General features: G+C 45.6%; 13 protein-coding genes. 7 read left to right on the forward strand and 6 right to left on the reverse strand.

Annotation, left to right across the window (positions count from 1 at the left end):
* Positions 1 to 287 precede the first annotated feature (287 nt).
* The 3 genes from SCB77_RS12565 to SCB77_RS12575 all read left to right on the forward strand — a co-directional run bounded on the left by SCB77_RS12565 (position 288) and on the right by SCB77_RS12575 (position 3,018).
* Positions 288 to 1,715: an L-serine ammonia-lyase gene (locus SCB77_RS12565; protein WP_320182353.1), complete on the forward strand. Its 1,428-nt coding sequence runs from the start codon at positions 288 to 290 to the stop codon at positions 1,713 to 1,715.
* A 63-nt stretch (positions 1,716 to 1,778) separates the two neighbouring features.
* On the forward strand, positions 1,779 to 2,627 hold the full coding sequence (locus tag SCB77_RS12570) for an MBL fold metallo-hydrolase (RefSeq protein ID WP_320182354.1): 849 nt from the start codon (positions 1,779 to 1,781) through the stop codon (positions 2,625 to 2,627).
* A gap of 22 nt (positions 2,628 to 2,649) precedes the next feature.
* Positions 2,650 to 3,018: a hypothetical protein gene (locus SCB77_RS12575; protein WP_320182355.1), complete on the forward strand. Its 369-nt coding sequence runs from the start codon at positions 2,650 to 2,652 to the stop codon at positions 3,016 to 3,018.
* Positions 3,019 to 3,040: 22 nt separating this feature from the next.
* Here the strand turns inward: SCB77_RS12575 and lipB are convergent, their stop codons facing one another.
* Positions 3,041 to 3,757, reverse strand: coding sequence for a lipoyl(octanoyl) transferase LipB (gene lipB, locus SCB77_RS12580; RefSeq protein WP_320186622.1), 717 nt, complete (start codon positions 3,755 to 3,757; stop codon positions 3,041 to 3,043).
* 228 nt (positions 3,758 to 3,985) lie between these two features.
* Here lipB and hflX point away from each other — a divergent pair, with 228 nt between their 5' ends.
* The gene (gene hflX / locus SCB77_RS12585) at positions 3,986 to 5,176 is read left to right on the forward strand and encodes a GTPase HflX (RefSeq protein ID WP_320182356.1); all 1,191 of its coding nucleotides are present in this window, start codon (positions 3,986 to 3,988) and stop codon (positions 5,174 to 5,176) included.
* 45 nt (positions 5,177 to 5,221) lie between these two features.
* Here hflX and recG read toward each other — a convergent pair whose 3' ends face one another.
* From recG to SCB77_RS12610, 5 genes are all read right to left on the reverse strand, one after another.
* Entirely contained in the window at positions 5,222 to 7,327 is a 2,106-nt protein-coding gene (gene recG, locus SCB77_RS12590) for an ATP-dependent DNA helicase RecG (protein ID WP_320182357.1), read from the reverse strand.
* Positions 7,328 to 7,432: 105 nt separating this feature from the next.
* Positions 7,433 to 7,855, reverse strand: a complete 423-nt coding sequence (locus SCB77_RS12595; RefSeq protein ID WP_320182358.1) for a hypothetical protein — start codon at positions 7,853 to 7,855, stop codon at positions 7,433 to 7,435.
* A gap of 4 nt (positions 7,856 to 7,859) precedes the next feature.
* Positions 7,860 to 8,249: a hypothetical protein gene (locus SCB77_RS12600; RefSeq protein ID WP_320182359.1), complete on the reverse strand. Its 390-nt coding sequence runs from the start codon at positions 8,247 to 8,249 to the stop codon at positions 7,860 to 7,862.
* Between the two features lie 117 nt (positions 8,250 to 8,366).
* A complete protein-coding gene (locus tag SCB77_RS12605) occupies positions 8,367 to 9,281 on the reverse strand; it encodes an EamA family transporter (RefSeq protein WP_320182360.1) in 915 nt (304 codons plus the stop codon).
* Between the two features lie 3 nt (positions 9,282 to 9,284).
* Positions 9,285 to 9,671, reverse strand: a complete 387-nt coding sequence (locus SCB77_RS12610; RefSeq protein ID WP_320182361.1) for a RidA family protein — start codon at positions 9,669 to 9,671, stop codon at positions 9,285 to 9,287.
* A gap of 365 nt (positions 9,672 to 10,036) precedes the next feature.
* Here SCB77_RS12610 and nagA point away from each other — a divergent pair, with 365 nt between their 5' ends.
* The 3 genes from nagA (at position 10,037) to SCB77_RS12625 (ending at position 13,588) form a co-directional block, all read left to right on the forward strand.
* On the forward strand, positions 10,037 to 11,152 hold the full coding sequence (nagA, locus tag SCB77_RS12615; protein WP_320182362.1) for an N-acetylglucosamine-6-phosphate deacetylase: 1,116 nt from the start codon (positions 10,037 to 10,039) through the stop codon (positions 11,150 to 11,152).
* A 71-nt stretch (positions 11,153 to 11,223) separates the two neighbouring features.
* Positions 11,224 to 12,867, forward strand: a complete 1,644-nt coding sequence (locus SCB77_RS12620; RefSeq protein ID WP_320182363.1) for a glycoside hydrolase family 10 protein — start codon at positions 11,224 to 11,226, stop codon at positions 12,865 to 12,867.
* 55 nt (positions 12,868 to 12,922) lie between these two features.
* Positions 12,923 to 13,588: an N-acetylmuramoyl-L-alanine amidase gene (locus SCB77_RS12625; protein ID WP_320182364.1), complete on the forward strand. Its 666-nt coding sequence runs from the start codon at positions 12,923 to 12,925 to the stop codon at positions 13,586 to 13,588.
* Positions 13,589 to 13,793: the final 205 nt, after the last annotated feature.

The raw sequence follows: 13,793 nt of genomic DNA on the forward strand, positions 1-13,793 counted from the left end.
GTTCGTTTGGAGATCTGTACAATGTCATGCGGGTTGCTCTATTTGACGTCAACGATTCAAAAAGTAAAAACATATTATAGACAGAATATACAGGAACATCCCCTGCAATATGAATGTTGCCCGTTTCTACGCTAGATAGAAACGGGCAACATTTTTTTTAATGCGATATTGTTAAGTAAAGCGATTCGCTATTAGCATATTGCTAAATCTTTCTCCCAAAAATTGCTACGAATAATGGCGGATATTGATGCATAAACGATATTTTTGTGAGAGCTTAAATTTTGAAAATGGCAAACGAGCGAATCTCTATTTTTGATATGTTTAAAATCGGTATCGGACCTTCGAGTTCGCATACGCTTGGCCCTTGGCGGGCGGCGCAACGTTTCGTTGACCTGCTTAAACAACGGGGAGCGTTACAACATACCGTCGGCGTAAACATATTGTTGTATGGTTCGCTTGCAAAAACTGGCGTGGGCCATGGAACGGATATAGCGACCCTTCTTGGGCTTAGCGGAGACGATCCCGTCACGTTCGATGTGTATCAAGTGATGCCCAAGGTGCATGATATAAAAACTTCCGGAAAGATTTTCTTGGGCGGAGAGAAGGAGGTGCCTTTTTCGTACAAAACGGATCTTATGTTTCTGTACGCCGAAAGCTTACCCTTCCATCCCAATGCCGTTACCTTTCAAGCTTTTTTGGCTGATGGTACGGCGATTTCGGAAACATATTATTCTATCGGCGGCGGTTTTGTGGTTCAGGAGAACGATGCTGATGGCGTGTTGAGCGAGGTGGACCTGCCTTTTCCAGTGGATACGGCACAGGAGCTGATGGTGTGGTGCATGCGTACGGGATTGAAGATCTCGGAGCTAGTGATGGAGAATGAGCTCTCTTGGCGCAGCGAGGAAGAGACGAAGACCGGCGTACTACAGATATTCCATACACTCAAAGATTGTATATACAAGGGCTGCCATACCGCCGGCGTACTTCCCGGCGGGTTGCTCGTGGAACGTCGGGCGGCCAAAATGAACCAGCGGCTTTTAAAAGGTCGGTCCTATGCTGATTACGATACTTGGCTTGCTGCGATACGCGAGGGAGGAAAGGATTTCGGTTATATCCTAGATTGGGTAAGTTGCTTCGCTTTGGCAGTCAATGAAGAAAATGCATCTTTCGGTAGGGTCGTTACGGCGCCAACAAATGGCGCCTCAGGCGTTATTCCTGCCGTGTTACAATACTATATCACTTTCCATGACAGCTACCGCGAGGATAAGATTATGCAGTTTATTGCGACGGCCTCCGAAATTGGTTCTATCTTTAAAAAAGGAGCTACAATATCTGCTGCGATGGGGGGCTGTCAAGCGGAAATAGGCGTGTCATCAGCGATGGCTGCAGGAGCATTGACGGAATGCTTGGGCGGATCCCAGCGACAGGTGCTGATGGCTGCTGAGATTGCCATGGAGCATCATCTCGGCCTTACCTGTGATCCGATTGGCGGCTTGGTGCAGATTCCCTGTATCGAACGTAATACCATGGGTGCGGTGAAGGCAATAACAGCAGCACAGCTGGCGTTAAATTCTAATCCGGATAAGGCCAAGGTAAGCTTGGATGCTGTGGTGAGCACCATGTGGGATACAGCGCAAGATATGAACGTGAAATATAAGGAAACTGCCGATGGTGGTTTGGCGATTAAGGTGCCGCTCAGTCTTCCAGAATGTTAGGCCTTGATTAACGGGATAGAACAATATGCTTGAAACCGCAGGGATTAAAGAAAGGATTTTAATATGAAATATTGTGCCCTAGCTTCAGGGAGTAATGGTAATAGCTATTACATAGCGAATGGGAGCGATGCCGTGCTAGTCGACGTGGGTATAAATACCAAGCATATGGAGTTGCGTATGGCGAGGTTGGGTATTAATCCAGCAAGTATCTCGGCTATTTTCATTACCCATGAGCATTCCGATCATATTTGCGGCCTGTCGGTATTCTGTAAGCGCTATCAAATACCTGTTTATATCACCGCGGGCTCCTACAAAGGATCCCGGTTGCAGCTGCCGGATTATCTGGTGCACATCATCGAGCCCAACGCCAAAGTCGATGTCGGATCCATCTCAGTATATGGAATTCCGAAATACCACGATGCGAAAGAGCCATGCAGCTTTTTGGTAAGCAATGGAGCCTTTAATATTGGTGTGTTGACGGATTTAGGCCGAGCTTGCGATAATGTAAAGCATGTGATCAAGCATGCTGATGTGCTGCTGCTGGAGGCCAACTATGATGAGGAGATGCTCGAAAAGGGTCGGTATTCTTTTTATTTGAAAAATCGAATTCGTAGTGGTTGGGGGCATATCTCGAATCGTTTATCGTTGGAGGTTTTTTTGGAAAGTCGAACACCGCGTTTACGACATTTGATCTTATCGCACTTGTCTGGACAGAACAATACGGTTGAATTGGTGCATGCCACCTTTGCACCCCACTGTACAGATATCAAGCTATCGGTAGCCACTAGGTTCCAGGAAACGGAACTCTTTGATTTATACGCCCTCGCCAAAGAGGAAACGGTTGAAATCCGTTTGGAACAACAATACATGGGATGCCAAACAAGTCTATTTACAAAGGTTGACGAAGCCTAGCTGGCGAAAGGGACGTGGCTTTATGACGATCAAAGAGCGAGTGCTGCATATCGCAGAAGAGAAAGGCCTTTCGAAGGTTGCTTTTTTTAAAGAGTTAGGTCTATCCTATGCCAACTTTAAAGGTCCACAGATGCGATCTTCTTTAAGTGCAGATGCATTGGTCGTTGTGCTGCATAAATATCCTGAAATTAGTCCGGCTTGGTTACTGTTGGGAGAAGGGGTGATGCTACGCGCTACATCTGCTGATGCGGTTTCTACGGATGCATCCCTGACAATCGAGCCGCTCAACAGTGCTTTACAACAGGTTGTGTCTGCACAGGAAAAAACCATAACGCTGTTGGAGCGGCAAATTAGCCTGTTAGAGCAGGAGTTGCAGGCCTATAAGAAATAAGTTTCTACGCTTTTTGGGCAAGCTATAAATTTTGTGTACCGTTGATCAACAGCATGCCAAACAAGGCTGCAATATGCTGCTTGAGTTTTTCTTTCACTTCCTCAATATCGAGTTTTCTACCCAGCTCACGCTCCAATGAAGTGACATCTTTGTCGTCAATTCCACAGGGGATAATATGACCAAAATAACTTAGATCAGTATTCACGTTGAAAGCAAAGCCATGCATCGTTACCCAGCGTGATGCCCGCACGCCCATGGCGCATATTTTTCTTGCTTTCTCGTTGTCCGCATCGATCCATACACCCGTAAATCCATCATAACGTCCTGCACTGATTCCGTAGTCCGCACAGGTGCGAATAACAGCCTCTTCTAAGGTGCGCAAGTACAGGTGGATATCCGTAAAGAAATTGTCGAGATCAATAATAGGGTAACCTACAATCTGTCCCGGTCCATGGTAGGTGATATCTCCGCCGCGGTTAATCTTATAAAAGGTAGCCTGTTTAGCTTGTAGGCCTTCATCGTCCAATAACAGGTATTCCGGATGTCCGCTTTTTCCTAGGGTATACACATGGGGATGCTCCGTGAAGATCAAGTAATTTGGCGTGATGGTGTTCGTGTCATTTACGCGATTGTCATGCTTGATGGCAAGCGTGCTCGCAAAAACAGCTTCCTGCTTATCCCACGCTTCTTGGTAATCCAGCAATCCCCAATCCATGAATTGAACCTCTTTATTCTGCATCTGTTGTTCCATTATCTCTTTTACCCACTGCGGAAGGAGTACAGCAATGTTGTCCTGCAAATTTACACAATTCGAAGAGAAAACATGCTTATCAATATCCGGCCGATGTCAAGAGTGAATAAAAACGATTATCTTTGTATCCTTATACAAAAAGTACGATAAGCAATTGTAGGCCAACAAGGAAAATGAAGGCTCGCATGATGAATTATCGAAATAGCGAGGAACATTATGGCAAGAACAAAAATATACGATACAGCAATAAAACCCGAAACAGCTGTTTTGGTATCGGTCATCACGCCCGATAATACCGAAGCAAAAGCCCATGAATACTTGGAAGAGCTTGCTTTTTTGGTAGAAACGGCTGGTGGTGTGAATAAGGGTGCATTTACGCAAAAGTTGGCCTATCCTGATCGGGCAACCTTTGTGGGAAGCGGAAAGTTGGAGGAAATAAAAGCATACATCATTGCTGAGGAGATCGATATGGTGGTGTTTGATGATGAGCTATCGCCTTCGCAGCTGCGTAATATTGAGAAGGAGTTTCAAATAAAGGTTTTGGACCGCTCGAATCTGATTTTAGATATCTTCGCACGACATGCCCAAACGGCACAGGCGAAAACGCAGGTTGAACTTGCTCAACTACAATATCTATTGCCCCGTTTAACGCGTATGTGGACCCACTTGGAGCGGCAGCGTGGAGGTATCGGTATGCGCGGTCCTGGGGAAAGCCAGATCGAGTCGGATAGACGGATGATCCTGAACAAAATTTCCCTGCTGAAAGACCGTTTAAAGCAAATAGATAAGCAAAATGAGACGCAACGCAAAAATCGAGGTGAGCTTATCCGTGCTGCTTTGGTAGGATATACCAACGTGGGTAAATCGACGATCATGAATATGATCTCTAAATCGGATGTACTGATCGAGAATAAGCTTTTTGCGACTCTGGACACCACGGTACGAAAAGTGGTCATCGACAACTTGCCTTTCTTGCTTTCCGATACGGTCGGGTTTATTCGCAAGCTGCCGCACCATTTGGTGGAATGCTTTAAATCCACCTTGGATGAGGTTCGCGAAGCGGATATTCTCATCCATGTGGTTGATATCTCTCATCCGAATTTTGAAGACCATATCCTTGCAGTCAATGAAACATTGAAAGAGCTCGGCGCTTTGGATAAACCGGTGATTACGGTATTCAACAAGATTGACGCCTACAAGCCGGCCGTAACCGAAAGCGAGGATGGTGAAGAAATCAAAACCACTTTGGACGACTTCCGTAATTCTTGGATGGCGAAAAATGCAAATCCTGCGATTTTTATTTCTGCAACGGACAAAACCAATTTGGAGGAGTTCAAAGAAAAGCTTTATGAAATTGTGGTTGCGCTGCACAATGTGCGCTACCCGTACAATAATTTGTTGTATTAAGCGTATTAACGTTTGTTGGCCACTGCTTGGCAAGCCAACAAACGCTTAAGAAATCTTGTCCCAAGAGATGTTTGGTCCGCGTTGCGCCAAGTAAGCCACCAGCCGTCCATTTTTTTGCTGTGCAAGGCCGGGATCTTCCTTAAATATTTCTATAACAGCATTTCGTGCCTCGCTAAGTATCGCTTGGTCGGATGTGAGGTTGGCTATTTTCATTTCCAATATACCTGATTGCTGCGTGCCCGATATATCACCAGGACCGCGCAATTGCAGATCCACTTCAGCAATTTCAAAGCCATCGGATGTACGCACCATGGTCTCTAGCCTTGTTCTACCCTCCTTACTGAGCTTGTTGCCTGACATTAGGATGCAGAATGATTGCTCTGCACCACGACCAACGCGTCCGCGGAGCTGGTGTAACTGGGATAGTCCAAAGCGTTCCGAATTTTCGATAATCATCACGGAAGCATTCGGTACGTTTACGCCAACCTCTATCACCGTGGTGGCCACCATGATCTGTGTCTCTCCTTTCACAAAACGTTGCATCTCAAAGTCCTTATCCTTGACGGGCATTTTTCCGTGCACAATGCTGATCTTGAAGTTAGGTAGCGGGAATTCGCGCTGCAGGTTTTCCAGTCCGGCCTCTAGATACAGGAGATCCATCTTTTCACTTTCCTTTATCAACGGAAACACCACGTAAACCTGACGCCCCTTGGCGATTTCGTCCCGCATAAAGCCAAACACCCGGAGGCGCTGGTTTTCAAAAAAATGAACGGTTTTAATAGGCTTTCTCCCTGCGGGCAGTTCATCAATCACGGAGATATCGAGATCGCCATACATCGTCATGGCCAATGTCCTGGGTATCGGGGTTGCGGTCATGACGAGCATATGCGGAGGGATACTGTTTTTGCGCCATAACTTGGCCCGTTGTTCGACGCCGAAGCGGTGCTGCTCATCGATTACCACAAAACCTATGTTCTTAAATTTTACCTTATCTTCGATAAGTGCATGTGTGCCAATCAGTATATCTAATGTCCCTTCCTCCAGCTGTTGGTGGATAATCCGGCGCTCTTTTGTGCTCGTGGAGCCTGTTAACAGTTTAACGGTACAGATATCCTCTCCCAAAAGTGCGCTGATGCCTGCAAAATGCTGTTGTGCGAGAATTTCTGTCGGCGCCATCATACAGGCCTGGTAACCATTGTCGATGGCTAGTAGCATGGACATTAGCGCAACGACCGTCTTGCCAGAGCCGACGTCGCCCTGAACTAAGCGATTCATTTGTGCCCCGGTATTGGTATCTAATCGTATTTCCTTCATTACGCGTTTTTGCGCACCCGTCAATGGGAAGGGCAGTCGTTCGTTGAAAAATGTGTTGAAGGAATTGCCGACTTGGTCGAAACGATGCCCACGATACTTCTGTGTGTTAAGCTGTTTGTTGCGTAGTAACCGGAGCTGAATGAAGAATAGCTCCTCGAATTTGAGCCTCCTTATTGCAGCATTAAGGTCGTGTACCGTTTGCGGGAAATGTATGGATAGTAGTGCTTGCTGATAGCCGATCAGTTTATGCTTTTCAAGAAGGTATTCGGGTAAAGGCTCTTGAAGAGAACGCAAGATTGCCTCTAAGGCAGTTTGTTGCAACTTCTGTATGCCTTTAGTGTCCAGATTGAACTTTTTAAGCTTCTCTGTCGACGAATAAACGGGCTGCATGGTGAGGTTGCCTATCTTTTTTTCCTTGTTATCGAAAAGCTCCATCTCTGGATGCGTAATGGAAACTTGCCCATTAAATGCTGTGGGCTTGCCGTACGCAATATAGGCGGATCCTACTTTTAGGGATTTCTTTAGCCATGGGATGCTTTGGAACCAAACAAGCTCCATACTGCCTGTATCGTCTCGGAACTGTGCAACAAGGCGCTTACCTCGTTTCTCGCCCAGCTCCTGCAGGCTTATCAATCGACCAAGAATCTGCGCACCCACCATATCGGCATGTACTTCTTTTATTTTATGGAACTTCGTCCGATCGATATATCGAAAAGGATAGTATTGGAGCAGATCGCCGATGCTAAATAGCTGTAGCTCCAATTTAAGGACATCCGCCTTTTGTGGTCCTACACCTTTCAGGTACGCTATCGGGGTTATTGCAGATAAATCAGCCATTTTAGGAACGGCTAATTTAAGAAAATATTTTTTGTTTAGCCCGTTTTAAGCGATCTATGCTTTAGACGAAGATAGTACAGTTGATCTGTTGCAGCGAAGCATGGATCAATAGGTCAAAATGGGTTTTCCATCTCGACAAGAGATTCCCTTGGGCTTTCTGTAGGCCATGCAGTTGATCCGCGGAGCAATCATTGGGCGATAAATTGCGATGACCAATTCATAATCTTCAATAAGTTCCTGCAGTTGCTGTTTATCCGTTGTATTGTGATAGACTAAATGATCCAATCCACAGATCGTCTGTATATCTATCATTTTCCAATCCTTCGCATTGGTACATGGTTTACTATGAGCTAGGTTAATGATAGCTTCGTACTTTCGGTTGGCCATTTTTTCCAACTCTGGTTCAGGGTGGTCACTATAAGGATTGCTTTGCATCTCTCCTTTACTGCAGCCTGTCAATAGCACGACGAACGCAATAATTCTTAAAAGGGGATTTTTGATTAATAACGGCATAAGTAACTCGATCAAGTGGTTATGGGTTTATGAAGACAGGTCGGTTGTTTTCGCAGCGGATACCTGATGGGGGCATGACAAGCATACAATCCGATATTGTTCCATATTTTTTATTAAAAGCTAACTGTGCCTCCGTAAATCGCTCTACGAGATTCAGGAAGTGTTGGGTCTCGCTGTTTTTGGGATAGGCAATATACGATGCAGGACCTCCACAGGCCTTGCTGCCTAGCGCCGTAAAGTCCCATTGTGCAGGATCTGTACAGGGCGTTTTATTTGTGAGGGCTTGTATTGCGGTGTGTAGTTGGCGAAGCTCTTCCTCCGCAGCTGGCCGAGTGTTAAGTTCTGCTTTGTCACATGCTGCGTAGCATATAGCCAAAATGCTGAAAAAAATCAACAGTAAGGATTTCATATCTTTTACGTTTCGTTGGTTCGTTTCTCTTTATACGAAGGCGACCATGCAAACGCGACAGTGGTCAATTCTTTTATTTAGGAATTTTTCGAAAAATAGATCGTTGATTGCGTTTCGTTAGCGAATTAAGAATTTTCGTAAGGTCTGGAAGTTAAAAAGGATAATGGCCATTAGTAATATGCCGTAGGCTATGTACTTGCGTGGATCAACGGGCTCTCTAAAATAAAAGATGGCTAATAGAAACGCGATAATTGGATTTATATAAAGTAGTACGCCTGTTGTACCGGAGGAGATTCGCGTCAATGCATACATGCTTAAAAACAATGGAATGATAGTAAAAACCACTGCAATGAGGATGATCGATGTCCAAAATACGTAGCCTTGGGGAATGGGGTGCCCCTGAAGGATGAGGATAGGGATAATAAACAGGGAGCAAATGGAGAGCTGAATGGCCAATACATTAAGTTTGTCAAAGCCCTGCAGTACGCGCCCGCTAATGAGATAGAAAGCATATAGGGCGGCAATAGCCAAAGACCACATTCCATCGATAAGGGATCCGCTAGCAAGTAAACTGACACTGACAAGCGCGAAGGCCAAGGCCGCCCATTTCCAAGCGTTGAGCTTTTCCTTGAGAACAATAAATGCGGTAAAAGTAGTAATCAGCGGGCAGATCATATAGCCAAATGCAGCCGACTGGACGCTGATGTAGTTGATCGCGTAGATGTAGGTGTACCAATTGCCAAAAATACATATTGAGGCAAACAGCGTCAGCATTATTGCTCTTTTCTGTCCGTTAAAGGGTAGGCTACTGAAGTGTTTGATATCTTGATGTAGTGCCTTCTTTCTAAATATTAAGATGTACATCCATAAGATTACCAATCCGCTTAGGATACGAAAATTCAGGATGTCGTCAGCAGGCCATCCTTTGAGCCAGCGTACAGGGATGGACATAAAGCCCCAAATCAGGGGGGCTAAAAAAGCCGCAAAAAAGTAGGTTTTGCGGCTCTCCATATTTTCGGTATGTTTTTCCACCTATTAATCTTTCCAGGCAATCACGGATATTTCGACATTCACATTTTTAGGAAGCGTTTTTACAGCGACACACTCGCGTGCCGGCTGGTTCTCCGTGAAATATTGCGCGTAGACCTCGTTGATGGTAGCAAAATCGCCCATATCGCTGATAAAGATGCTGGCTTTTACCACATCGTTAAAGCTATATCCCGCGTTTTCCAATATAGCGGCTACATTTTTTAGTACTTGGTGGGTTTCGTCTGCAACGCCCGAGCTAACAAGTTCCATGCTTCCTGGGATCAACGGGATCTGCCCAGATACATAGAGGGTTTTTCCGGCTTGGATTGCTTGGTTGTAAGGGCCGATTGCCGCAGGCGCATTTTCTGTATTTAAGATTTGTTTTTGTGACATGTTTTAAAGCGTTATAAGAAGATGTAAAAGTTAAGCCAAGTAGGCCGAATTGACTAGCACCAAAAGCTATTTGTCGAAAAATATTTTGTAGACAATAGCCAATACAAACATCGTTATGGCGATTATATTCATAACGCGCATTGCTCTTCGGTTGAAACGAGAAGAAGCCGATAGTTCGGGTTGATTGTCCTTTGGTTTCATGCAGCTAATTTACAATCCAAAATCTGAAATAGCAAAATTGCATAGCCGAATAAATAAACGGAGGATTCTTTCGTTTGTTGTAAAATCATTAACTTGTCTATATTGTCATCGGTGATCTGCGTATGGAGCCTTCCTTATCGTCTTCACCAAAAAAGAGGGATTGTATGCAAAAACAAAAAATAGCACTTGTTAACGGACAAATCATCAATGGGCATGATGTATTTCTGGGCCACGGATTGCTTATGGATGCGGGGCGGATTCAGGGGATATTTCCTAGACAAAATATTCCAGTGGATTACACTCAGGTTGACGTACATAAAAGCATCATCTGTCCGGGACTCATAGATCTACAGATTTACGGAACGGGGAATGATCTGTTCTCTGCGGAACTAACCGTGGATAGCTTAGGCCGAATCGAAGATGGCTTGCTGAGGCAGGGATGTACGTCCTTCATGTTGACTTTGGCAACCAATAGTGCTGCTGTGTTTAAGGAGGCTATTCACGTCTTTCAACAAGCTCCGAGGAAGACCGCCTTAGGTTTGCATTTGGAAGGCCCCTTTCTGAATGCAGCAAAAAAAGGAGCGCACCCAGCGGAACATATGCTTATCCCATCACTTGAAAATATAGAAAGTTTATTGTCTGAAGACCAAGGTGCAGTCAAGATGATGACCGTCGCGCCGGAGTTGATTCATCAAGCGGCTATCGATGTACTACAGAGACGCGGCATCTTGCTGAGTGCGGGACATAGCGCAGCCTCATTTGAAGAAGCGATGCTCGGATTTTCGAAGGGAATACCTGCAGTGACGCATCTATGGAATGCCATGTCGAGTTTCCACCATCGCGATACCGGACTGCCTGGAGCTACCGTTCGGCATGAAGGTGTAATGGCTTCCATCATTGCAGACGGCGTGCACGTGGATTTTGAGGCGCTGAAAATTAGTAAACAGTTGTTGGGCGAGCGGCTTTTCCTTATCACAGATGCGGTAGCAGCCTGCGACAAGGATATTTATCAACATGTGCGGCATGAGGATCACTACACGATGCCGGATGGTACCCTTAGCGGTTCTGCACTCACACTGCTGCAAGCCGTGAAGAATTGTGTTGAGCATGCAGATATCGCGTTGGACGAGGCTTTACGAATGGCTACATCCTACCCTGCGCAGCTTTTGGGAAGAACAGATATCGGAAATCTAAACAGCGGATCTTTGGCTAATGTGTTGGTGTTCGATGCTGATTTTGTGCTGCAACAGGTGTATCTTGAAGGAGAACGTTTCGCTTAAAAAAGATAAGTAACGGACTAAAATAGGGCATTTTTCGTCGCGTAGGCTTAAAAAGTGTAGTTTTGCAATCTATGAATTTGAAACCGATAAAAAGTGCAGCAGCTTTGACCCTTGTGGCATCTGTACTGCTGTTTTCTTGTGCATCGCGTAAGAATAGAAAAAAGGCAAAGGAGCTGAAGTCTCCTGCTGTCGAGCTTGTGCTAGCGGATACCGCGAAATTGGATAAGCCATTGTCTGCGGTCACGCCTCCAGTCGTGACACGGGCGAAGCCCGCGGCAGACGCCCCTATTGAAGCCCCCTTGCGTGTAGAACTGCCGACGGTGAGCCGTGAGTTCCGCGGGGCTTGGGTTGCTACGGTCGCCAATATCAATTGGCCCACGAAAGGTAATTACAACACGGAATCTCAAAAACAGGAAGCTATTGAGTTGCTTGACTTCCTAAAAGATAATAATTTTAATGCCGTTATTTTTCAGGTTAGACCATCCGGAGATGCCCTGTATGATAGTCCTTATGAACCATGGTCCTATTTTTTGACGGGCACAACCGGTAAGCGTCCTGCTCCTTACTATGACCCATTGACATTTTGGGTAGAGGAAGCGCATAAAAGAGGCTTGGAGCTTCATGTGTGGTTAAATCCATATCGCGCTCACCATTCTAGTGGAGGAGCGGTTGGTAGCGAGTCAATGGTACGCAAGGCTCCCGAGATGGTGCTGCGGCTGCGCAACGGGATGTATTGGTTCGATCCGGCAAATCCTAAAACACAAGACCACGCGGCAAAAGTGGTCATGGATATTGTGAAACGCTACGATATTGATGGGGTGCACTTTGATGACTACTTCTATCCCTACGCCGAGTATAATGGTGGAGCTGACTTCCCTGATGACGCATCGTGGAGTGCCTACCGTGGCTCCGGAGGCAAACTTTCGCGAGGCGATTGGCGTAGAGATAATGTGAATCGCTTTATCGAAAGGGTATATAAAGGCATTAAGGCCGAAAAAAACTACGTGAAATTCGGAATCAGTCCTTTTGGTATCTGGAAGCCTGGCTATCCGGCCGGAATCACGGGTTCTTCGCAATATGATGAGTTGTATGCCGACGCTAAACTATGGTTGAATCGTGGGTGGATCGATTATTTTACCCCACAGCTTTACTGGCCGATTGATCCGGCGCGGCAGAGCTTTACAGCACTTTTGCGCTGGTGGGAGTCCGAAAATACGCAAAAGAGGCATGTGTGGCCAGGCTTGAATACGGTGGAAGTGCGCTCGCCAAATCGGCCGCAGGAAATCGTTCGCCAAATAGAGGCCACCCGGCAGCTTATCCCCAACAGTGTGGGCGCCGCACATTGGAGTATTGCGGGCTTGACCAAAAGTCCCAATATGGTGCGCGCGTTGAAAGACGGACCCTACCATAGCAAAGCCCTAATACCGAGGACGCCGTGGTTGCAGGTTAATCCGCTATTGGCACCTACATTGATCTTGACCTCCGAGAAGAGTAGCGTATTTGCAAAATGGCTACACAAACAGCCTGATCAGGTTTTTCAATGGGTAGCATATGCGCAGTATGGCGATGTGTGGGAATATGAGATCCTTGATGGCAGGCAGAGCGAAAGAAGCTTTCCGAAAATGAAAAACGGCCGAGAACTAAGGGCTATTGCGATAAAGGCCATAGATCGTTTAAGCAATGAGAGTGAGTATGTTGCTAAAAGAGCAATTTAGTACTATAACTAATAATTTACAGAACTACCTAAAATTTTTGGGTAGTTTTGTTTTTATGGGTAAGCGGATTGTAGGATTTTTTGTGTTTTTTGTTTGGTGGGTTCTGTCTTTTCAACTGCGGGCGCAGGAACGCCCTACTATCGTGCAGCGTCCGATTACTTGGAATAGCACACGTGAAGATCTTTCGCTGTCCTATCTGGAACAGCGTCATGGCATCAAAAGCGCTTCGGTGGAGATCGTTCCAAAGATGGTGGTGGTGCACTGGACGGATGTGCTTTCTGTAAGTAAAACCATCCGTACCTTTGATCCGGTGCAGCTTCCGGGAAGGCCCGGCCTCAAGAAAGCTAGTCTGCTAAATGTTTCTGCACAGTTTGTTATTGGACGAGATGGTACGATTTTTCAGCTCCTTCCCGAAACAACTTTCGCTCGCCATACAATAGGTCTCAACTATTGTGCTATTGGGATAGAAAATATAGGGTCTGCCCGTTATCCGCTAACCGAAGCGCAGCTCAAAGCCAATACAGCCTTGATCAAATATTTGATGTCGAAGTATGATATTCAGTATGTCATCGGGCATCACGAGTATCAAGCCTTTCAAGGAACCGAATGGTGGAAAGAAACCGACCCCGGTTATTTTACCAAGAAATCTGATCCAGGGAATGCTTTTATGGAACAGCTTCGTTTGAACTTGGGCATGCAGCAGTCGATTGTGGCGAAGTAGTGTCATGCGATAAAATCGAAATTTTCGTTTCTAATGACTTGTCTGCTTTTTTTAATATTTTCTTTCCAAGAGTAGGGGTTTTCATCTACTCAATGTCTGTGTTTTCGTGTTTCTGCATACTTTGTCTGCCTTTTTATGGTTATTTTTATTTAAAAAGTGCATAGTGTTGCAGTTTAAGGAAAAATAACTTACTATTGCTTGAGAA

Source organism: Sphingobacterium bambusae (assembly GCF_033955345.1).
GTDB lineage: Bacteria > Bacteroidota > Bacteroidia > Sphingobacteriales > Sphingobacteriaceae > Sphingobacterium > Sphingobacterium bambusae.

Bases quoted from the DNA above. Each gene is read 5' to 3' on its own strand.
- SCB77_RS12565 (WP_320182353.1), top strand. From the start codon at position 288: ATGGCAAACGAGCGAATCTCTATTTTTGATATGTTTAAAATCGGTATC.
- SCB77_RS12570 (WP_320182354.1), top strand. From the start codon at position 1,779: ATGAAATATTGTGCCCTAGCTTCAGGGAGTAATGGTAATAGCTATTAC.
- SCB77_RS12575 (WP_320182355.1), top strand. From the start codon at position 2,650: ATGACGATCAAAGAGCGAGTGCTGCATATCGCAGAAGAGAAAGGCCTT.
- lipB (WP_320186622.1), bottom strand. From the start codon at position 3,757: ATGCAGAATAAAGAGGTTCAATTCATGGATTGGGGATTGCTGGATTAC.
- hflX (WP_320182356.1), top strand. From the start codon at position 3,986: ATGGCAAGAACAAAAATATACGATACAGCAATAAAACCCGAAACAGCT.
- recG (WP_320182357.1), bottom strand. From the start codon at position 7,327: ATGGCTGATTTATCTGCAATAACCCCGATAGCGTACCTGAAAGGTGTA.
- SCB77_RS12600 (WP_320182359.1), bottom strand. From the start codon at position 8,249: ATGAAATCCTTACTGTTGATTTTTTTCAGCATTTTGGCTATATGCTAC.
- SCB77_RS12610 (WP_320182361.1), bottom strand. From the start codon at position 9,671: ATGTCACAAAAACAAATCTTAAATACAGAAAATGCGCCTGCGGCAATC.
- nagA (WP_320182362.1), top strand. From the start codon at position 10,037: ATGCAAAAACAAAAAATAGCACTTGTTAACGGACAAATCATCAATGGG.
- SCB77_RS12620 (WP_320182363.1), top strand. From the start codon at position 11,224: ATGAATTTGAAACCGATAAAAAGTGCAGCAGCTTTGACCCTTGTGGCA.
- SCB77_RS12625 (WP_320182364.1), top strand. From the start codon at position 12,923: ATGGGTAAGCGGATTGTAGGATTTTTTGTGTTTTTTGTTTGGTGGGTT.